At 57.4% G+C, this 19351-nt stretch carries 20 protein-coding genes; 11 read left to right on the top strand and 9 right to left on the bottom strand.

What is annotated here, in order from left to right; all coding sequences use genetic code 11:
- The first annotated feature begins 65 nt into the window (after nucleotides 1-65).
- Nucleotides 66-245, top strand: a complete 180-nt coding sequence (locus tag AC1RO5_RS15375; RefSeq protein WP_007898493.1) for a PA3496 family putative envelope integrity protein — start codon at nucleotides 66-68, stop codon at nucleotides 243-245.
- Nucleotides 246-351: 106 nt separating this feature from the next.
- On the opposite strand, the gene AC1RO5_RS15370 is transcribed toward AC1RO5_RS15375, so the two are convergent.
- Nucleotides 352-978: a response regulator transcription factor gene (locus AC1RO5_RS15370; protein WP_007938913.1), complete on the bottom strand. Its 627-nt coding sequence runs from the start codon at nucleotides 976-978 to the stop codon at nucleotides 352-354.
- A gap of 564 nt (nucleotides 979-1542) precedes the next feature.
- On the opposite strand from AC1RO5_RS15370, the gene AC1RO5_RS15365 reads away from it, so the two are divergent.
- Entirely contained in the window at nucleotides 1543-2124 is a 582-nt protein-coding gene (locus tag AC1RO5_RS15365) for a hypothetical protein (protein ID WP_493175996.1), read from the top strand.
- Between the two features lie 174 nt (nucleotides 2125-2298).
- Here the strand turns inward: AC1RO5_RS15365 and AC1RO5_RS15360 are convergent, their stop codons facing one another.
- Complete coding sequence (locus AC1RO5_RS15360; RefSeq protein ID WP_007938916.1) at nucleotides 2299-3516, bottom strand: argininosuccinate synthase; 1218 nt, start codon at nucleotides 3514-3516, stop codon at nucleotides 2299-2301.
- 129 nt (nucleotides 3517-3645) lie between these two features.
- Entirely contained in the window at nucleotides 3646-4554 is a 909-nt protein-coding gene (locus tag AC1RO5_RS15355; RefSeq protein ID WP_413695005.1) for a flagellar protein MotY, read from the bottom strand.
- A 157-nt stretch (nucleotides 4555-4711) separates the two neighbouring features.
- Between AC1RO5_RS15355 and pyrC the strand changes: the two genes are divergently transcribed.
- Nucleotides 4712-5758 carry a dihydroorotase gene (gene pyrC, locus AC1RO5_RS15350; RefSeq protein WP_205887390.1) on the top strand — a complete coding sequence of 349 codons (1047 nt, stop codon included), beginning with the start codon at nucleotides 4712-4714 and terminating at the stop codon, nucleotides 5756-5758.
- On the top strand, nucleotides 5755-6432 hold the full coding sequence (gene rnt, locus AC1RO5_RS15345; protein WP_007938919.1) for a ribonuclease T: 678 nt from the start codon (nucleotides 5755-5757) through the stop codon (nucleotides 6430-6432). The genes pyrC and rnt overlap by 4 nt, the downstream gene beginning before the upstream one ends.
- A gap of 76 nt (nucleotides 6433-6508) precedes the next feature.
- On the opposite strand, the gene AC1RO5_RS15340 is transcribed toward rnt, so the two are convergent.
- Complete coding sequence (locus tag AC1RO5_RS15340; RefSeq protein WP_007938920.1) at nucleotides 6509-7111, bottom strand: peroxiredoxin; 603 nt, start codon at nucleotides 7109-7111, stop codon at nucleotides 6509-6511.
- 315 nt (nucleotides 7112-7426) lie between these two features.
- Here AC1RO5_RS15340 and AC1RO5_RS15335 point away from each other — a divergent pair, with 315 nt between their 5' ends.
- Both AC1RO5_RS15335 and bfr read left to right on the top strand, forming a co-directional pair.
- Complete coding sequence (locus tag AC1RO5_RS15335; RefSeq protein ID WP_493175994.1) at nucleotides 7427-7645, top strand: bacterioferritin-associated ferredoxin; 219 nt, start codon at nucleotides 7427-7429, stop codon at nucleotides 7643-7645.
- A gap of 200 nt (nucleotides 7646-7845) precedes the next feature.
- Entirely contained in the window at nucleotides 7846-8319 is a 474-nt protein-coding gene (bfr, locus tag AC1RO5_RS15330) for a bacterioferritin (protein WP_007898512.1), read from the top strand.
- 178 nt (nucleotides 8320-8497) lie between these two features.
- On the opposite strand, the gene grxD is transcribed toward bfr, so the two are convergent.
- The 3 genes from grxD to plzR form a co-directional block, all read right to left on the bottom strand.
- Nucleotides 8498-8839, bottom strand: a complete 342-nt coding sequence (gene grxD, locus AC1RO5_RS15325) for a Grx4 family monothiol glutaredoxin (protein ID WP_007938922.1) — start codon at nucleotides 8837-8839, stop codon at nucleotides 8498-8500.
- A 97-nt stretch (nucleotides 8840-8936) separates the two neighbouring features.
- Nucleotides 8937-11045, bottom strand: coding sequence for a molybdopterin oxidoreductase family protein (locus AC1RO5_RS15320; RefSeq protein WP_493175992.1), 2109 nt, complete (start codon nucleotides 11043-11045; stop codon nucleotides 8937-8939).
- Nucleotides 11046-11180: 135 nt separating this feature from the next.
- Nucleotides 11181-11471 carry a PlzR type 4 pili assembly inhibitor gene (gene plzR, locus AC1RO5_RS15315; protein ID WP_018926610.1) on the bottom strand — a complete coding sequence of 97 codons (291 nt, stop codon included), beginning with the start codon at nucleotides 11469-11471 and terminating at the stop codon, nucleotides 11181-11183.
- A gap of 406 nt (nucleotides 11472-11877) precedes the next feature.
- Here plzR and argF point away from each other — a divergent pair, with 406 nt between their 5' ends.
- Nucleotides 11878-12798: an ornithine carbamoyltransferase gene (argF, locus tag AC1RO5_RS15310; RefSeq protein WP_493175990.1), complete on the top strand. Its 921-nt coding sequence runs from the start codon at nucleotides 11878-11880 to the stop codon at nucleotides 12796-12798.
- Nucleotides 12795-13904 carry an ABC transporter ATP-binding protein gene (locus AC1RO5_RS15305; protein WP_493175988.1) on the top strand — a complete coding sequence of 370 codons (1110 nt, stop codon included), beginning with the start codon at nucleotides 12795-12797 and terminating at the stop codon, nucleotides 13902-13904. The genes argF and AC1RO5_RS15305 overlap by 4 nt, the downstream gene beginning before the upstream one ends.
- 118 nt (nucleotides 13905-14022) lie before the next feature.
- Here AC1RO5_RS15305 and AC1RO5_RS15300 read toward each other — a convergent pair whose 3' ends face one another.
- Both AC1RO5_RS15300 and ybaK read right to left on the bottom strand, forming a co-directional pair.
- Nucleotides 14023-14805: a PhzF family phenazine biosynthesis protein gene (locus tag AC1RO5_RS15300; protein ID WP_493175986.1), complete on the bottom strand. Its 783-nt coding sequence runs from the start codon at nucleotides 14803-14805 to the stop codon at nucleotides 14023-14025.
- A gap of 117 nt (nucleotides 14806-14922) precedes the next feature.
- Nucleotides 14923-15393 (bottom strand): Cys-tRNA(Pro) deacylase, encoded by a 471-nt coding sequence (gene ybaK, locus AC1RO5_RS15295; protein WP_493175984.1) that lies wholly within the window; start codon nucleotides 15391-15393, stop codon nucleotides 14923-14925.
- Nucleotides 15394-15762: 369 nt separating this feature from the next.
- Between ybaK and AC1RO5_RS15290 the strand changes: the two genes are divergently transcribed.
- From AC1RO5_RS15290 to AC1RO5_RS15280, 3 genes are all read left to right on the top strand, one after another.
- A complete protein-coding gene (locus AC1RO5_RS15290; RefSeq protein WP_019581559.1) occupies nucleotides 15763-16614 on the top strand; it encodes an MIP/aquaporin family protein in 852 nt (283 codons plus the stop codon).
- A gap of 76 nt (nucleotides 16615-16690) precedes the next feature.
- Nucleotides 16691-18196 carry a glycerol kinase GlpK gene (glpK, locus tag AC1RO5_RS15285; RefSeq protein WP_018926616.1) on the top strand — a complete coding sequence of 502 codons (1506 nt, stop codon included), beginning with the start codon at nucleotides 16691-16693 and terminating at the stop codon, nucleotides 18194-18196.
- 95 nt (nucleotides 18197-18291) lie between these two features.
- Nucleotides 18292-19047 (top strand): DeoR/GlpR family transcriptional regulator, encoded by a 756-nt coding sequence (locus tag AC1RO5_RS15280; protein WP_007938932.1) that lies wholly within the window; start codon nucleotides 18292-18294, stop codon nucleotides 19045-19047.
- Nucleotides 19048-19351 lie beyond the last annotated feature (304 nt).

Here is a 19351-nt window from a genome sequence, read left to right as displayed (position 1 = left end):
TTTACCCGCCGGGAAATTGTCGATATAAGGAGCGCCAAAGGCAGTCTTAGCCTGGAGTTAACCTTATGAGCACTGGCAAAGAGCAATTGGACGTAGAAGACGACTTCACCCCCGTTGAGGCCGATGACGCAGAACCGGTGGTGGAAGTAGCGAAGACCAACCTGAGCAAACGCCGCACCATCGACAATCTGCTGGAGGAGCGCCGACTGCAAAAGCAATTGGCCGATTACGATTTTGACCTATGACACCTAAAAGCCTCCCGAAACGGAGGCTTTTTACTAAGTGCCCATCCCCTAAGTGCTCATCCCCGACAAACGCCCGCTCATCGCCCCTCGTCAAATGCTGGCGTATTCATACCAGGCCATTACGTTGAGCCAATTCAATAAGATCGACCAGTGAGCGAGCATTGAGTTTTAGTAACAGGCGAGTCTTGTAAGTACTGACGGTTTTATTGCTGAGGAACATTCCATCGGCGATTTCCTTGTTTGTCTTTCCTCGGGCCAACTGCTGCAGGACCATCATTTCCCGCCCGGACAATCGATCCACCATGTCGGCTTCACTGGCATTCCCAAGACTGGAGCGCACAGTATGCAGCGCCTGATTGGGAAAGTAGCTATAACCTGACAGCACGGCCTTTATTGCACTGAGCAACTCAGTAAGATCCTGTTGTTTACAGACATATCCGGCGGCACCCGATTGCATGCAACGCATGGAAAAATGCCCTGGAGCCTGGGATGTCAATATCAGCACTTTAAGAGGCATCGCCGCCGATGTCAGGCGCGCGATAACTTCCAGCCCATCCAGTTTTGGTATTCCAATATCCAGGATGACAATATCCGGCATAAGTTCACGGGCAATTTGTAATGCATCCACACCATTATCTGTTTCTGCAATGACTTCGTAGCCATGACGCTCCATTAGCATACGTACCGCAAGACGAATGACGGGGTGATCATCCACGATCAGCACTTTATTCATGGGCAAGTCCAATTTTCGCTGTTCGAATTTTTAGAGCCCGCACCATAGCCTAGTCGTTTCACCCATGGCATGCCGTCCCCCTCGACCACTCGCACCGAGAGACATTACCTACAAACAACACGGATTATTCCTACAAGAAATCATTGCACACGATGAGCCAGAGATTTTATTGGCCGAACACTGCTAAACGCTTCGACAGTTTCTTTGTAACAATTCACACCCAAAAAAACAGGGTTCAACGTCCTTGGTCCGACAGACCTCGACTATTAAGCTACCCTTAAAGGTAACGAGCATCTTGCAGAATCTTACATAACCCGGCCCGAACTCCTCAAAAAATCTTACACACAGCAACACTTCACAAGCAAAACAAACCCACACAACTTTAAAACAAATAAACAGCCATACCCAGACCCAGAACAATGCAGTTACTATATCAACCTCAACCACACAGCAAAAAGGAACTTACAACAACAAAAACAAAAAACACTCATACATGCATTATCACCACCAAGACACACCCTATAAACCAACAGAGAAAAAGATAATATCTAATGAGTAAAAAACATGATAAAACTCAAAAAAAGAATCACCAACCCCATGACAATCATTGCAATATTTGCAGCATTGTCCGAAACATCAGCTGCTGTATCGCTGCCCTTTCTTGACAACAAGGAGAGAGAGCTCTACGTCTGGTTTCTGATCAGCTTTCCCTTTTATTTGCTTTTTCTTTTCTTCGCCACACTCAACTTCAATTATCGATCGCTTTACGCGCCTTCCGATTTCGAGAAGGGAAAGCATTTTATAAAAGTCATGGACAACGCTGATCACTCGGGAAACAGCACTTCCAGAGTATCGCCTGAACGCTCGGCCCAACACCATGTGCAGCTGCCTGCACCGCTAAAGGATCTGCACATCATTGATGCACGCTGGATAACCAAAAAAATGGCGCTCAGCGCCCTGATGGAGAGTATCCAGCACGCTCCGGATAATCCTGCACAAGTGATCGTATTTCTCACGTGCGCCGATTCGGAGATTGTGCTGAAGGACAGCGCGCTCAAATACTGGAAACAACTAAAGAAACGCAACAACGCAACGTTCTGTGTTTCTTACAATTTGAGCTCACATGGCGTGACGATTATGGGCTAGGTTTTGACCTGTCGCACAGAGCAAGGCAGCCCTTGAAGTGAGATCAAAGGCAGGCAGCAGAAGGAACGGTTAGAAGAAACCAGCAGAAAGCGAAACGTAATATGCAGCAGCCCTTTTTCAGAACTGTGGCCTTGTCATCGACAAGGCCACAGTTCCATTACCGCATCAAAGGTCTCAGAACAGCTTGCGGCCTTTGTTCGCCGCGATACGCATGCGCAAGGCGTTGAGCTTGATGAAGCCCGCCGCATCGGCCTGGTTGTAGGCGCCGCCATCTTCCTCGAAGGTTGCGATGTTGGCGTCGAACAACGACTCGTCGGACTTGCGTCCGGTGACGATCACGTTGCCCTTGTACAGTTTCAGGCGCACTACGCCGTTCACGTGGGCCTGGGAAGCATCGATCATCTGTTGCAGCATCAGACGCTCAGGGCTCCACCAGTAACCGGTGTAGATCAGGCTGGCGTATTTAGGCATCAGCTCGTCTTTGAGGTGAGCCACTTCGCGGTCCAGGGTGATCGATTCGATCGCACGGTGAGCGCGCAGCATGATGGTGCCGCCAGGCGTTTCGTAGCAACCACGGGACTTCATGCCCACATAGCGGTTTTCGACGATGTCCAGACGGCCGATACCATGTTCGCCACCGATACGGTTCAAGGTCGCCAGCACGGTGGCCGGGGTCATTTCGACGCCGTCCAGTGCAACGATGTCGCCGTTGCGGTAGGTCAGTTCCAGGTACTGCGGTTTGTCAGGAGCGTTCTCCGGGGAGACGGTCCAGCGCCACATGTCTTCTTCGTGCTCGGTCCAGGTGTCTTCCAGCACGCCGCCTTCATAGGAGATGTGCAGCAGGTTGGCATCCATCGAGTACGGGGATTTTTTCTTGCCGTGACGCTCGATCGGAATCGCGTGCTTCTCGGCGTAGTCCATCAGCTTCTCACGGGACAGCAGGTCCCATTCGCGCCATGGAGCGATCACTTTCACGCCTGGCTTCAAGGCGTAGGCGCCCAGTTCGAAACGAACCTGGTCGTTGCCCTTGCCGGTCGCGCCGTGGGAAATGGCGTCAGCGCCGGTTTCGTTGGCGATTTCGATCAGGCGTTTGGCGATCAACGGACGAGCGATGGAAGTACCCAGCAGGTACTCGCCTTCGTAAACGGTGTTGGCGCGGAACATCGGGAACACGAAATCACGCACGAATTCTTCGCGCAGATCGTCGATATAGATTTCTTTTACGCCCATGGCCTGTGCCTTGGCGCGGGCCGGTTCGACCTCTTCGCCCTGACCCAGGTCAGCGGTGAAGGTCACTACTTCACAGTTATAAGTATCCTGCAGCCACTTGAGGATCACCGAAGTGTCCAGGCCGCCGGAATACGCCAGAACGACCTTGTTTACGTCCGCCATGCCATCACTCCACGGGGTTCTACGGAAAGCTGTCAAGTCTACCGCTCATGCAGGATAATTTACAGAGGCGCGACAGCTTATGACGACGAAGCGACAGATTATGTCGAGCGAGCGACGAAATCAGCAGGTTCAGGAGGTCGTCGCGCTGCTCGCGGCGGCCGTGGCTTGCGGCGCCGGTTTCTCGGTCGGTGCAACCCGTTCGAGACGTACGGCAACCCGGCGGTTCTTCGCCCGGTTGGCGGCATTGTTGTTGGGCGCCAGCGGATAGCGCTCACCGTGAAAACGCAGGGTGATCTGCGATTCCTGCACACCATTGGCCTTGAAGAAATCCATCACCGCCAGCGCCCGGCGTCGTGACAGTTCACGGTTGGTCAGCCGGTTGCCACTGTTGTCGGAATGGCCGTCGAGTTCAATGTGGTTGACCGTCGGATCGGCCTTCATGAACTCCAGCATGACCTGCAACTGGGCCTTGGCCCTGGCATCGAGATCGATACCCTCCCCCGGAAAGCCGACCTCGGATTGCTTCACTTGCTCGAAATTCTGTGGCAACAACTTGGCCACGCAACCCTGATAGTCACCGTAGGCCTTGTTGAACTTGACCGGCAGCAGACGCACTTCAGACACCCGACCGTCGCCTGATGAGTGTCGAACGACCGGGCTGCGCCCCTCCATCAACCCGCTGATCAGGCGCCCGGCCTGCACTTGCGAGCTGTTGAACAGCACGTTGCCACTACCGATTCTCACCGAGCCCAGGTTAATGTCGCCACGCCCCGGCTGCCATGGCGCAGCCGCCGCCAGCAAGGTCGCGGAACCCCCACCGATCATTGAGTTGTAGGCCTTCAGACGAAATGTCGCCTGCTCGCCGGCGCGACGCACGAACTCACCCGAGCCGAAATCAGTGATCGGCTGAGTCAGGCGACATTCGAACTTGTCACCTTCGACCGTCCACTCGATGCTCTCCAGACGAGTCTGGAAAGTGAGCGCCATCGCGGGAAGGCTGGCAAACACACTGAGCAAGGCTAAATAACGCTGGCGCACGGGAGGCTCCACTGGCTTCTACGACAAAAAGACCGACACACAAATTCACGGCCTGCCTGTTGGGTATCGGAAGCTTGTCGTAAAACTTGATAGCGAGTGCCTGGAAGAGTCTTTTCCGGTAGCATTCCCCTGAGTTTGACCCGCCTGGAATCCCCTCATGTCCGACCGCCTGACCCTGCTGCGTCCCGACGACTGGCACATTCATCTTCGCGATGGTGCCGTGTTGACCAATACCGTCGCGGATGTCGCGCGCACCTTTGGTCGCGCCATCATCATGCCCAACCTGGTACCTCCGGTGCGCAACGCTGCTGAAGCCGATGGCTATCGCCAGCGGATTCTCGCCGCACGTCCGGCCGGCAGCCGTTTCGAACCGCTGATGGTTCTGTACCTGACCGACCGCACCCAGCCCGAAGAAATTCGTGAGGCCAAGGCTAGCGGTTTCATTCACGCCGCCAAGCTGTACCCGGCCGGCGCGACCACCAACTCGGACTCTGGCGTCACCAGCATCGACAAGATTTTCCCTGCACTGGAGGCCATGGCCGAAGTCGGGATGCCCTTGCTGGTTCACGGTGAAGTCACCCGTGGCGATGTCGACGTTTTCGATCGGGAAAAAATCTTCATCGATGAACACATGCGTCGCGTGGTCGAGCGTTTCCCGACGCTCAAAGTGGTGTTCGAACACATCACCACCGCCGATGCCGTGCAGTTCGTCAACGCGGCTTCGGCCAACGTTGGCGCCACCATCACCGCGCATCACCTGCTGTACAACCGCAACCACATGCTGGTGGGCGGGATTCGGCCGCACTTCTACTGCCTGCCGATCCTCAAGCGCAATACCCACCAGGAAGCCCTGCTCGACGCCGCCACCAGCGGCAGCGACAAGTTCTTCCTCGGCACCGACTCGGCCCCCCATGCCCAGCACGCCAAAGAAGCGGCTTGCGGTTGTGCCGGTTGCTACACCGCTTATGCCGCGATCGAGATGTATGCCGAAGCCTTCGAACAGCGTAATGCGCTGGACAAGCTCGAAGCCTTCGCCAGCCTCAATGGCCCGCGTTTCTACGGTCTGCCGGCGAACACCGATCGCATCACCCTGGTCCGCGACGAGTGGACCGCCCCAACCAGCCTGCCATTCGGCGAGCTGACCGTTATCCCGCTGCGCGCCGGTGAAAAACTGCGCTGGCGCCTGCTGGAGGAACACGCGTGAGTGAAGACCATTTCGACGACGAACAGGACGGTCAAGGCGGTGGAGGTGGTCCTCGTCATCCAATGGCTGCCAGATTCCGTGGTTACCTGCCGGTTGTCGTCGACGTAGAAACCGGTGGTTTCAACTCGGCCACCGACGCGCTGCTGGAAATTGCTGCAACCACCATCGCCATGGATGAAAAAGGGTTCGTGTACCCCGATCACACCTACTTCTTCCGGGTCGAGCCTTTCGAAGGCGCCAACATCGAAGCAGCAGCCCTGGAATTCACCGGGATCAAACTCGATCACCCGTTGCGCATGGCAGTGAGCGAAGAAGCTGCGCTGACCGATATCTTCCGCGGCATTCGCAAGGCCCTGAAAGCCAACGGTTGCAAACGGGCGATTCTGGTCGGTCACAACAGCAGCTTCGACCTGGGCTTCCTCAACGCGGCTGTCGCGCGCCTGGACATGAAACGTAACCCGTTTCACCCGTTCTCCAGCTTCGACACCGCGACCCTCGCCGGTCTTGCCTACGGTCAAACCGTACTGGCCAAGGCCTGTCAGGCAGCGGACATCGACTTCGACGGTCGCGAGGCTCATTCGGCTCGCTACGACACCGAGAAGACCGCTGAGCTGTTCTGCGGCATCGTCAATCGCTGGAAACAGATGGGCGGCTGGGAAGACTACAACGACTGATGCCGGTCGCCGGTTTATCCCGCCCATAAAAAAACCGGCCTCAGTGAGGCCGGTTTTTTATTGCCGGACGCCTGGCTTACAGCGCAGCAGCGTGCTCGGTCAGGTAAGCCGCAACGCCTTCTGGCGAAGCGTTCATGCCTTTGTCGCCTTTTTTCCAGTTGGCAGGGCAAACTTCGCCGTGCTCTTCGTGGAATTGCAGAGCGTCAACCAGACGGATCAGCTCTTCCATGTTACGGCCCAGCGGCAGGTCGTTGATGATCTGCGAGCGGACAACGCCTTTGTCGTCGATCAGGAACGCACCACGGAAAGCCACGCCGTCAGCGGACTGAACGTCGTAAGCCTTCATGATTTCCTGCTTGATGTCAGCAGCCATGGTGTAACGAACCTGGCCGATACCGCCATTGTTCACCGGGGTGTTGCGCCACGCGTTGTGGGTGAAGTGCGAGTCGATCGAAACGGCGACCACTTCAACGTTGCGTGCCTTGAAGTCAGCCATGCGGTTGTCCAGAGCGATCAGCTCGGACGGGCAAACGAAGGTGAAGTCCAGTGGGTAGAAGAACACCAGGCCGTATTTGCCTTTGATGGCCGAGGACAGGGTGAAGCTGTCTACGATTTCGCCATTGCCGAGTACGGCCGGTACGGTGAAGTCAGGGGCTTGTTTGCCTACGAGTACGCTCATTGGATATCTCCTGGTGTAATAACGTTGAAGAACAGGGCTCATGCCAGCCTGTCACCCTCAGGCGACAGCCCTGTGACACGAACCTCCTTCGCAAAAGGCCGACCATCATACACCGCGTTTTTCGCCTGTCCTTAGCGGTTTTTTTCTGACGGGCAAAATGGCCGCTGCTATATTTTTTTCACAAGGCGCGAGAGGAAACCGTTCGTCAGTCAAAGGCCCTCATGACAAAAACCCTTCAGAAACCACTTTGACAATCATTCTCGTTAACATTAAGATCCATCGCAATTGAGTCACAACCAGCGACGGTTCTCACTTATGTATGTCTGCCTCTGCACCGGCGTCACCGACGGTCAAATCCGCGATGCAATCTATGAAGGTTGCTGCAGCTACAAAGAAGTCCGTCTGGCTACCGGCGTAGCCAGCCAATGCGGCAAATGCGCTTGCCTGGCCAAGGAAGTGGTGCGTGAAACACTGGGCAAACTGCAAACGGCCCAGGCGGCAATCCCCTACCCCGTAGAATTTACAGCCGCATAACTACCGTATTTCGAAGAACCGGACTTGATGTCCGGTTTTTTTATGTCTGAAAATCAATCGCTTAGGCCCTAGACGCGGAACACAAACATTCTTATTCCGATTAATTTTCATTTAAGTTTCAATAACTTAGGTTTGACACTGTTAATTACGCGGCTCAAACTCTGCCTTATATACAGCTAATACAGGGCAGGACTCCCACCATGAAAGGCGACGTTACAGTCATCCAGCATCTCAACAAAATCCTTGCCAATGAACTGGTCGCGATCAATCAGTACTTCCTGCATGCGCGCATGTATGAGGATTGGGGCCTGAACAAGCTCGGCAAGCACGAGTACCACGAATCCATCGACGAGATGAAGCACGCTGACAAGCTGATCAAGCGCATCCTGTTCCTTGAAGGCCTGCCGAATGTCCAGGACCTGGGCAAGCTGCACATCGGCGAACACACCAAGGAAATGCTTGAGTGCGACTTGAAGATCGAGCGCGACGGCCATGCCGACCTGAAAGTCGCGATCGCTCATTGCGAAACCGTTGGCGACTTCGGTAGCCGTGAATTGCTCGAAGACATTCTTGAATCCGAAGAAGAACATATCGACTGGCTGGAAACCCAACTGGGCCTGATCGATAAAGTCGGTCTTGAGAACTATCTGCAATCGCAGATGGGCGAAGAGTAAGTTCTACGCCCCTAACCCCGACGCAATAAAAAGCCCCGCTCTCTTTACAGAGGCGGGGCTTTTTTATGTGCGCTGCTCGTGTAGGAGCGAGGCTCGCCCGCGAAGAACGATGACGCGGTGTATCTGAAGAAGCGCGGCGCCTGCTTCGCGGGCAAGCCTCGCTCCTACAGGAACCGAATCAGGCTTCGGTCTTGGCAGCGGCGGCTTTGGCGGCGGCGTCTTTGATCAGTGCCTGCAACGAACCGTCGGCAGACATTTCAGTCATGATGTCGCTACCACCGACCAGCTCACCGGCAACCCACAGTTGCGGGAAGGTTGGCCAGTTGGCGTACTTTGGCAGGTTGGCGCGGATTTCCGGGTTCTGCAGGATATCCACATAGGCAAACTTTTCACCACAGGCCATAACAGCCTGGGCGGCTTTCGCGGAGAACCCACACTGCGGGGCATTCGGCGAGCCTTTCATGTAAAGCAGAATGGTGTTGTTGGCAATCTGCTCTTTAATCGTTTCGATGATATCCATGGAGCACCTCGGCTGAACTTTCCGACTCAGTGGTCGGCACGGTGGCGCATTGTAACGGAAACCCGAGCGCCATGCTCGGCCTCCCCGACAGACATGTTCACGCCGCCGCCACGGTCACCGGCACGCCGTTCAATGCCGCATTGCCCGACAACTCATCGAGCTGACATTCGTCAGTCAGGTCATTGGCGCTGGAACCTGGCTGACCACTGGCAATCGTCATCTGCACGCCCGGTCGCGCATGGCCCCAACCGTGGGGCAGGCTGACCACTCCTTTCATCATATCGAGGCTGGCGACCACTTCAACCTCGATCACGCCGACCCGTGAACTGACGCGCACCCGCTGCCCATCGCTGAGCCCGCGGCTGGCCAGGTCGTCCGGGTGCATCAGCAGTTGATGGCGCGGCTTGCCCTTCACCAGGCGGTGATAGTTGTGCATCCATGAGTTGTTGCTGCGCACATGGCGGCGACCGATCATCAGCAACTCATCGGCGGCCGGTGCTTGCAGCGCCGCAAAGCGTGCCAGATCGGCGAGGATCTCCACAGGCGCCGCCTGGACGCGCTGATTGGCCGTTTTCAGACGAGGCGTCAGGCTGGGCTTGAGCGCGCCGAGATCGACACCGTGAGGGTGATCGAACAAGGTTGCCAGCGACAGCTTGTACTCTGAAGCATCGCCATACAGCCCCATCCGCAGCCCTCGGTCGATCATCTGCGCCGGTGCGACGGTAGGCTTCAGTTCCTTGCCGGTTTTCGCCGCAAAGGCTTTGGCCAGCCCCACGAAGATCTCCCAGTCATGCAGCGCGCCTTGCGGCTTGGCGAGAATCGCCCGGTTGAAACGGGTGACGTTGCGCACCGCGAACATATTGAACGTGGTGTCGTAATGATCGTTTTCCAGCGCCGAAGTCGACGGCAGGATCAGGTCGGCATAACGCGTGGTTTCATTGATGTACAGGTCGACGCTGACCATGAACTCCAGTCCGTCCAGCGCCTGCTCCAGCTGTCGGCCATTGGGCGTGGACAGCACCGGATTACCCGCCACGGTGATCAGCGCACGGACCTGCCCTTCCCCTTCGGTGAGCATCTCTTCGGCCAGCGCCGACACCGGCAACTCGCCGCCGTATTCAGGACGCCCGGACACGCGGCTTTGCCACAGATTGAAATGCCCGCCCGAAGTGGACGCCACCAGGTCCACCGCCGGTTCGGTGCACAACGCACCGCCGACACGATCAAGGTTGCCGGTCACCAGATTGATCAGTTGCACCAGCCAATGGCACAAGGTGCCAAAGGCCTGGGTCGAGACGCCCATCCGGCCATAGCAGACTGCCGTCGGCGCCGCCGCGAAGTCCCGCGCCAGTTGACGGATCTGTTCGGCAGGTACTGCGCACAGCGGGCTCATGGCCTGGGCAGTGAAACCTGCGATCGCCTGACGCACTTCATCCAGACCATCGACCGGCAAATGACTGTCGCGGGTCAGGCCTTCAGCGAATAACGTATTGAGCAGCCCGAACAGCAGCGCCGCATCACCACCGGGGCGCACGAACAGATGCTGGTCGGCAATCGCCGCCGTTTCGCTGCGGCGCGGATCCACCACTACCACTTTGCCGCCCCGGGCCTGAATCGCCTTGAGGCGCTTCTCCACATCCGGCACGGTCATGATGCTCCCGTTGGAGGCCAGCGGATTGCCGCCCAGGATCAGCATGAAATCGGTGTGATCGATGTCCGGGATCGGCAACAGCAAGCCATGGCCGTACATCAAATGACTGGTCAGGTGATGGGGCAACTGATCGACCGACGTCGCAGAAAACCGGTTACGGGTTTTCAACAGGCCGAGGAAGTAATTGCTGTGGGTCATCAACCCGTAGTTGTGCACGCTGGGGTTGCCTTGATAAACCGCCACCGCGTTCTGCCCGTGACGCTCCTGAATCGCCGCCAGGCGTTCGGCTACAAGGCTGAACGCATCTTCCCACTCGATAGGCTGCCATTCACCGCCCACTCGCTGCATCGGCTGACGCAGGCGATCCGGATCGTTCTGAATGTCTTGCAGGGCAACCGCTTTGGGGCAGATATGCCCACGGCTGAAGCTGTCCTGAGGGTCACCCTTGATCGAGGTGATCTGCACGCCGCTGCCTTCAACCTCAGTGGTTTCGATGGTCAGGCCGCAGATGGCTTCACACAGGTGGCACGCACGGTGATGGAGAGTCTTGGTCATGGCCAGTCTCTGTCTTGTTCTGGGCGGGTAATGTCGGCCGCGGGAACAAAACTATGGCGCGTGACTTGCCACCGCGCCAGCGACGTTCGTCTTGTGAATCGACGACCATCAGGCCGACCGATGGCAGCAAGGGGATCAGTTCGGCGGCAGACTCGGCGGCGCCTGCAGCTGGATTTCCTCAATGGTTTCGATCTGCTCGTGGGCGACATGCACGCCGGTGAGCTCGCCGATCAGCCGCCAATGCTCGTCGAGCCCGGCGCTAATGGTGGCCATGCGGTCGATCATGCGCCGGCCAGCCGCCTTGGTGACTTCGTCTTCACTGCGTAACAACTCGAAAGACATCGAGGTCATGGAAGCAGTGAGGTGCGTCAGAGAGCGAGCCGTAAGGCCGAGTAGTTCCATTAACAGCTGTTCTTTCGATTCCATTCCTGAGGCTTCCTGCGTCGCTCGTGCTTTAGTTATAACCCAGCACTTTGCATTAGCAAATGTTTCAGACCAGACACATTGCCCGCCAAAGGCTCGAATGACAGGTCAAAAACCGACTGCCAGTATGTCGCCCGCGTCCTGTCTGATTGCCAAGCCCGGCGAGCCCAGTGTACAAATGGTCAGCTGCTGTCAGGACACAGGCTTCAAAAGTGCTACCGCGGTCACCCCGTAGCCTCTCTGAAATCCTCTAAACACCGTAGCCCATTGGAAAAACGCGACATTTAATGTCAATATCGCGCCTTCCCCTATTTCGTCGCCCCGTGCGGCTTACGCCGCAGGTCTCGCCCGTTTTTCAGTTAAACAAGGCTTTGAGTATCTGCGGTCTGTTGCAAAAAGGTAGTCAATGATGAGCGCAAGGCACTTTCTCTCCCTGATGGATTGCACGCCCGAAGAGCTGGTCAGCGTGATCCGTCGAGGCGTTGAGCTCAAGGACCTGCGTAACCGCGGCGTACTGTTCGAGCCTTTGAAAAACCGCGTCCTGGGGATGATTTTCGAGAAGTCCTCGACCCGTACCCGTATTTCGTTCGAAGCCGGCATGATCCAGCTCGGTGGCCAGGCGATCTTCCTGTCGCCGCGCGACACTCAGCTGGGCCGTGGCGAACCGATCGGCGACGCCGCCATTGTCATGTCGAGCATGCTCGATGCAGTGATGATCCGTACGTTTTCGCACAGCACCCTGACCGAATTCGCCGCCAATTCGCGAGTCCCGCTGATCAACGGCCTGTCCGATGATCTGCACCCGTGCCAGTTGCTGGCCGACATGCAAACCTTCCTCGAACATCGCGGTTCGATCCAAGGCAAGACCGTGGCCTGGATCGGCGACGGCAACAACATGTGCAACAGCTATATAGAAGCGGCGATCCAGTTCGACTTCCAGTTGCGCATCGCCTGCCCGGAGGGTTACGAACCCAACCCTGAATTCGTAGCCAAGGCCGGCGATCTGGTAAGCATCGTCCGCGATCCTCAGGAAGCCGTGCGCGGCGCGCATCTGGTGAGCACCGACGTCTGGACCTCCATGGGCCAGGAAGAGGAAACCGCCAAGCGCCTGAAGCTGTTCGCACCGTTCCAGGTCAACCGTGCCCTGCTCGACCTGGCCGCACCGGACGTGCTGTTCATGCATTGCCTGCCGGCCCACCGTGGCGAGGAAATCAGCCTCGACCTGCTCGACGACCCGCGTTCGGTAGCCTGGGATCAAGCCGAAAACCGTCTGCATGCACAAAAGGCCTTGCTCGAATTTCTCGTCCCACCTTCGTACCACCACGCATGAGCCAGCCATTACTGCTGAACCTGCGCAATCTGGCCTGTGGTTATCAAAACCAGCGGGTTGTGCAGAACCTCAACCTGCATTTGAATGCCGGCGATATCGGTTGCCTGCTGGGCTCTTCGGGCTGCGGCAAAACCACCACCCTGCGAGCGATTGCCGGTTTTGAACCGGTGCACGAAGGTGAAATCCAGTTGGCGGGCGAGACCATCTCCAGCGCCGGTTTCACCCTCGCCCCGGAGAAACGCCGGATCGGCATGGTGTTCCAGGATTACGCGCTGTTTCCGCATTTGAGCGTGGCCGAGAACATCGCCTTCGGGATCCGCAAGCATCCGCAAAAGGATCGCGTCACCGAAGAATTGCTCGAACTGGTCAACCTGAAAAACCTCGGCAAGCGCTTTCCCCATGAGCTGTCCGGTGGCCAGCAGCAGCGGGTTGCACTGGCCCGCGCCCTGGCGCCGGAGCCGCAACTGTTGTTGCTCGATGAACCGTTCTCCAACCTCGACGGTGAACTGCGACGCAAGCTCAGCCATGAAGTACGCGACATTCTCAAGGCTCGCGGCACCAGTGCGATTCTGGTGACCCACGACCAGGAAGAAGCCTTCGCGGTCAGCGACCATGTCGGTGTTTTCAAGGAAGGTCGCCTGGAGCAGTGGGACACGCCCTACAACCTCTATCACGAACCGCTGACACCATATGTGGCCAGTTTCATTGGCCAGGGTTACTTCATTCGCGGTCAGTTGAGCAGTCCGGAGTCGGTGCAGACCGAGTTGGGGGAATTGCGCGGCAACCGTGCCTACACCTGGCCGATCGGTGGCGCCGTGGACGTGTTGTTGCGTCCGGACGACATCGTCTATGCGCCGGACAGCCCACTGAGAACACAGATTGTCGGTAAGAGCTTCCAGGGTGCATCAACGCTGTACCGCCTGCAGTTGCCTACGGGCGCACAGCTGGAGTCGATTTTCCCGAGTCATGCCGATCATCTGGTCGGTGCTGAAGTCGGCATTCGGGTGGCGGCGGAACATCTGGTGCTGTTCCAGGCCTCCGGCAGCACAGCGGCGCAGATTCCGATGATCGAGTCCGGTGTTCGGCGCTACAGTACCGCCAGCTGACACCTGAATCCGTAGGAGCAGGGGGCGCCTGGCCCTTGCCCGCGAAGGCGTCATGCCAGCCAATGATGATGTCGACTGGGATGACGCCTTCGCGGGCAAGCCTCGCTCCTACGGGATATCACGCGAGCAATAATTTGCCGCTAGCGACCAGCGTCGCATTCCCGCCAATACTCACCCGATCCCCTTCCAACTGACAAAATAACTCCCCGCCCCGCGCCGAGCACTGATAAGCCGTCAGACTCGACTTGCTCAAGCGTTTCGACCAGTATGGAATCAGGCTGCAATGGGTTGAACCGGTCACCGGGTCTTCGTTGATGCCGATCGCCGGGGCAAAGTAGCGCGACACAAAGTCATGCTTGTTGCCTTTGGCTGTCACGATGGCGCCCGGCCACGGCAGTTTTGCCAGCGCAATCATGTCCGGCTGACAATCGAGCACAGCTTGCTCGGACTCCAGTACCACGAACAATTCTTTCGAACCCAACACATCGACTGCTTTCACACCCAAGGCGCGCTCGACATCCAGGGTCACGCCCACTTCCGACGGCACGACTGCCGGGAAATCCAGCCACAAGCGCTCACCCTCTCGGCTGACGCTCAGCGGGCCGGACTTGCAGATGAAGTCCAGTCGTTCGGCCGGTTCTTTATAGAGTTCAAACAGCACGTAGGCGCTGGCCAGGGTCGCATGACCGCATAACGGAACTTCGGTGGTCGGGGTAAACCAGCGGATGCGCCAGACAGAGCCCTCACGCACCAGGAACGCGGTTTCGGCGAGGTTGTGTTCGGCGGCGATTTTTTGCATCAACTCATCATCGAGCCAACTGTCGAGCCGGTACACCATCGCCGGGTTGCCACTGAACGGCCGATCACTGAACGCATCGATCTGATGAAACTCAAGCTGCATGACACTTCTCCCTTTCTTCAGGTCGCCGAGCATGAAGCCAGGCACAGCCCTTTACCAGTGACAGAACGAACCAATTTCCACCATACAGCGCCGGGTTGTAAGCCCAAGACCTTTTGCTCAGGCACGACCGATATCGGCGAACTTCGCCTGGGTGTGTTCGGCCAACACAGCAGGCGCCAGTTCGACTTCCAGACCGCGCCGCCCGGCGCTGACGAAGATGCTGGAAAACGGCTGGGCCGAATGATCGATAAACGTGCGCAGGCGCCTCTTCTGCCCGAGCGGGCTGATACCGCCCAACAGATACCCCGTCGAACGCTGCGCAGCAGCAGGATCGGCCATTTCGACTTTTTTCACGCCTGCGGCCTGTGCCAGCGCCTTCAAGTCCAGACTTCCGACGACCGGCACCACCGCCACCAATAACTCTCCCTTCTCGCTGGCCGCCAGCAACGTCTTGAACACCTGCGCGGGGTCCAGGCCCAGTTTTTCCGCGGCCTCCAGACCATAGGACGCTGCCTTCGGATCATGTTCGTAACTGTGCACGCGATGTTCGGAACGAACTTTTTTCAACAAATCCAATGCGGGGGTCATGACAGCTCCAGACTTGGCGGCAGAAGAAAAATACTGCGCAGGATTCTAGGTCATTGATCGATAAAAGGCTCTATTTCGGCGCTATTTCAAAGGCCTTGCCAGGCTTTCGGCCGTTCATCCACGCGCTTCTCGCCAGATGAACGATGCGATCATTCACAAGACTAATAGTTTAAATATGACAGATGGTTCACTTTCGACCTTTGACAGCAGTGTTTCTTGTCTATATTTTTTCGAATGTGAATACTGTACGAATATCTCACCGCAGCACCCGGCAGTAAGCCGAGCACAGGATGGGGATCCTGCCTCGGTGAAAATCGCGCTTTGACCTTGATGGAAAAGCGCCAGACAACAACAAAAACGAGGTTTTCAATGACAACTGCTTTACAACAACCTTCGCTCTCGAGCCAATGCATGGCCGAGTTTCTGGGTACTGCACTGCTGATCTTTTTCGGTACCGGCTGCGTTGCCGCGCTCAAGGTCGCGGGTGCCAGCTTCGGGCTGTGGGAAATCAGCATCATCTGGGGAGTTGGCGTCAGCATGGCGATCTACCTCACCGCCGGCGTTTCCGGTGCGCACCTCAACCCTGCCGTGAGTATCGCGCTGAGCATTTTCGCTGACTTCGAAAAGCGCAAACTGCCTTTCTATATCTTCTCCCAAGTCGCCGGTGCCTTCTGCGGGGCATTGTTGGTTTACACGCTGTACAGCAACCTGTTCTTCGATTTCGAACAAACTCACCAAATGGTTCGTGGTACCGAAGCCAGCCTTGAATTGGCCTCGGTGTTCTCCACCTTCCCGAACCCTGCCCTGTCCACGGGCCAGGCCTTTCTGGTTGAAGTGATCATCACCGCCATTCTGATGGGCGTGATCATGTCGCTTACCGACGACAACAATGGCCTGCCCAAAGGACCGCTGGCGCCGTTACTGATCGGCCTGCTGATTGCCGTGATCGGCAGCTCGATGGGCCCGCTGACCGGTTTCGCGATGAACCCGGCCCGCGACTTCGGTCCTAAACTAATGACTTTCTTCGCAGGCTGGGGTGAAATTTCCTTCACTGGCGGACGCGATATCCCGTACTTCCTGATTCCGGTTTTTGCACCGATTGTCGGTGCCTGTCTCGGTGCTGCAGCTTATCGCGGGCTGATTGCCCGTCATCTGCCCAGCGCCATACCTGCTACAAAGGACGCAGCACTGGCCATTGACGGCAAACCAAGAACGTCTTGAAACCGTTGGCGCGTGATCCTGCCCATTTTGGTCCCGCGCCTGACTTCACTTCCTTATTTCGTCCAAGGCAATCGACATGACCGACATTCAGAATAAGAACTACATCATTGCCCTCGATCAGGGTACGACCAGCTCCCGCGCGATCATTTTCGACCGCGACGCGAACGTGGTCTGCACCGCCCAGCGTGAATTCGCACAGCATTACCCGCAAGCCGGCTGGGTCGAACATGACCCGATGGAAATCTTCGCCACCCAAAGCGCCGTGATGGTCGAGGCCCTGGCTCAAGCCGGCCTGCATCACGACCAGGTCGCGGCCATCGGCATCACCAACCAGCGCGAAACCACCGTGGTCTGGGACAAGACCACCGGCCGCCCGATCTACAACGCGATCGTCTGGCAGTGCCGCCGCAGCACCGAAATCTGCCAGCAGCTCAAGCGCGATGGCCACGAGCAATACATCAGCGACACCACGGGCCTGGTCACCGACCCGTACTTCTCCGGCACCAAGCTCAAGTGGATCCTCGACAATGTCGAAGGCAGCCGTGAGCGGGCGCGCAAGGGTGAACTGCTGTTCGGCACCGTCGACAGCTGGCTGATCTGGAAATTTACCGGCGGCAAGGTGCACGTCACCGACTACACCAACGCCTCGCGCACCATGCTCTTCAACATCCACACGCTGGAGTGGGACGCGAAGATGCTGGACGTCCTCGACATCCCGCGCGAGATGCTGCCGGAAGTTAAGTCCTCGTCCGAAATCTACGGCCACACGAAAAGCGGCATCGCCATTGGCGGTATCGCCGGCGACCAGCAGGCCGCCCTGTTCGGCCAAATGTGCGTCGAGCCAGGCCAGGCGAAAAACACCTACGGCACCGGTTGCTTCCTGTTGATGAACACCGGCGACAAAGCGGTGAAGTCCAAGCACGGCATGCTGACCACCATCGCGTGCGGCCCGCGTGGCGAAGTGGCCTATGCGCTGGAAGGCGCGGTGTTCAACGGTGGTTCCACCGTGCAGTGGCTGCGTGACGAACTGAAGATCATCAACGACGCCCACGACACCGAATACTTCGCCAACAAGGTCAAGGACAGCAACGGCGTGTACCTGGTGCCGGCCTTCACCGGCCTGGGCGCTCCGTACTGGGATCCGTATGCCCGTGGCGCGCTGTTCGGCCTGACCCGTGGCGTACGCGTGGATCACATCATTCGTGCAGCGCTTGAGTCGATTGCCTACCAGACCCGTGACGTTCTGGACGCCATGCAGCAGGATTCCGGCGAACGCCTGAAAGCCCTGCGCGTGGACGGCGGCGCAGTGGCGAACAACTTCCTGATGCAGTTCCAGGCCGACATCCTCGGCACTCAGGTCGAGCGTCCGAAAATGCGCGAAACCACCGCGCTGGGCGCCGCTTACCTGGCGGGTTTGGCGTGCGGCTTCTGGGGCAGCCTGGACGAGTTGCGCGGCAAGGCCGTGATCGAGCGCGAGTTCGAACCGGCGCTGGACGAAACCGCGAAGGAAAAACTCTACGCTGGCTGGAAAAAAGCCGTCAGCCGCACTCGCGATTGGGAACCACACGAAGGCGCTGAGTAAGCCACGGACCGGACTCGTATCCGGTTGTAACTGGTCGGGAGCGGATTCCTGCGGCATCATGGGCAAATTTTGCACGGCAGCCCAAAGGAAGCCCCATGAATCTGCCTCCCCGTCAGCAGCAAATCCTCGAACTGGTCCGCGAACGCGGCTATGTCAGCATCGAGGAAATGGCCCAGCTGTTCGTCGTTACACCGCAAACCATCCGCCGCGATATCAATCAACTGGCGGAAGTGAATCTGTTGCGCCGCTATCACGGCGGCGCAGCCTACGACTCCAGCGTCGAAAACACCGCCTACGCCATGCGCGCCGATCAGATGCGCGATGAAAAGCAGCGTATCGGCGAAGCCATTGCGGCGCAGATTCCCGATCACGCTTCGCTGTTCATCAATATCGGCACCACCACCGAATCCATTGCCCGGGCGCTGCTCAACCACAGCCACCTGAAGATCATCACCAACAACCTGCATGTGGCCTCGATGCTCAGCGCCAAGGACGACTTCGACGTGCTGCTGACCGGTGGCAATGTACGGCGTGACGGTGGCGTGGTCGGTCAGGCCAGCGTCGACTTCATTAACCAGTTCAAGGTCGACTTCGCCCTGGTCGGCATCAGCGGTATCGATGAAGACGGCAGCTTGCTGGACTTCGATTATCAGGAAGTGCGGGTGTCCCAGGCGATCATCGCCAACGCCCGGCAGGTGATTCTCGCGGCGGACTCCAGCAAATTCGGGCGCAACGCCATGATTCGCCTGGGGCCGATCAGCCTGATCGATTGCCTGGTCACCGACCAACCGCCTTCGCCGGCCCTGGCGCAGTTGTTGAGTCAGCACAAGATTCGGTTGGAAGTCGTGTAAGCACATCGGTCCCCTGTGGCGAGGGGGCTCGCCCCCGTTCGACTGCACAGCAGACGCCAATCAAACAACATGTTCGTCCTGAAATACCGCGGTTGCCGGTTTTAGGGCTGCTTCGCAGCCCAGCGGGAGCAAGCTCCCTCGCCACAAAAGCACTCCCAACCATCATTCAATGTTCGAAAATTTTCCTTTAACGGCCCTTCGATCAGTATTTTCAATCGAATCACACTGGCTGTGGGCGTCTTTATGGGCTAGTATTTTCGCAAATGAACATTAATGTTCGAATTCAAATATAGAAATCCAAAAA

Source organism: Pseudomonas sp. GW822-FHT02G04 (assembly GCF_058802085.1).
The sequence above is the reverse complement of the archived record's forward strand: the minus strand, read 5'-3'. Positions and strand labels throughout refer to the sequence as shown.

Coding starts and splice junctions, on each gene's coding strand:
- AC1RO5_RS15320 (WP_493175992.1), bottom strand. CDS start 11,045: ATGACCAAGACTCTCCATCACCGTGCGTGCCACCTGTGTGAAGCCATC.
- AC1RO5_RS15300 (WP_493175986.1), bottom strand. CDS start 14,805: ATGCAGCTTGAGTTTCATCAGATCGATGCGTTCAGTGATCGGCCGTTC.
- argF (WP_493175990.1), top strand. CDS start 11,878: ATGAGCGCAAGGCACTTTCTCTCCCTGATGGATTGCACGCCCGAAGAG.
- plzR (WP_018926610.1), bottom strand. CDS start 11,471: ATGGAATCGAAAGAACAGCTGTTAATGGAACTACTCGGCCTTACGGCT.
- ybaK (WP_493175984.1), bottom strand. CDS start 15,393: ATGACCCCCGCATTGGATTTGTTGAAAAAAGTTCGTTCCGAACATCGC.
- pyrC (WP_205887390.1), top strand. CDS start 4,712: ATGTCCGACCGCCTGACCCTGCTGCGTCCCGACGACTGGCACATTCAT.
- AC1RO5_RS15305 (WP_493175988.1), top strand. CDS start 12,795: ATGAGCCAGCCATTACTGCTGAACCTGCGCAATCTGGCCTGTGGTTAT.
- grxD (WP_007938922.1), bottom strand. CDS start 8,839: ATGGATATCATCGAAACGATTAAAGAGCAGATTGCCAACAACACCATT.
- AC1RO5_RS15335 (WP_493175994.1), top strand. CDS start 7,427: ATGTATGTCTGCCTCTGCACCGGCGTCACCGACGGTCAAATCCGCGAT.
- AC1RO5_RS15365 (WP_493175996.1), top strand. CDS start 1,543: ATGATAAAACTCAAAAAAAGAATCACCAACCCCATGACAATCATTGCA.
- AC1RO5_RS15280 (WP_007938932.1), top strand. CDS start 18,292: ATGAATCTGCCTCCCCGTCAGCAGCAAATCCTCGAACTGGTCCGCGAA.
- AC1RO5_RS15360 (WP_007938916.1), bottom strand. CDS start 3,516: ATGGCGGACGTAAACAAGGTCGTTCTGGCGTATTCCGGCGGCCTGGAC.
- AC1RO5_RS15290 (WP_019581559.1), top strand. CDS start 15,763: ATGACAACTGCTTTACAACAACCTTCGCTCTCGAGCCAATGCATGGCC.
- AC1RO5_RS15370 (WP_007938913.1), bottom strand. CDS start 978: ATGAATAAAGTGCTGATCGTGGATGATCACCCCGTCATTCGTCTTGCG.
- bfr (WP_007898512.1), top strand. CDS start 7,846: ATGAAAGGCGACGTTACAGTCATCCAGCATCTCAACAAAATCCTTGCC.
- AC1RO5_RS15340 (WP_007938920.1), bottom strand. CDS start 7,111: ATGAGCGTACTCGTAGGCAAACAAGCCCCTGACTTCACCGTACCGGCC.
- AC1RO5_RS15375 (WP_007898493.1), top strand. CDS start 66: ATGAGCACTGGCAAAGAGCAATTGGACGTAGAAGACGACTTCACCCCC.
- glpK (WP_018926616.1), top strand. CDS start 16,691: ATGACCGACATTCAGAATAAGAACTACATCATTGCCCTCGATCAGGGT.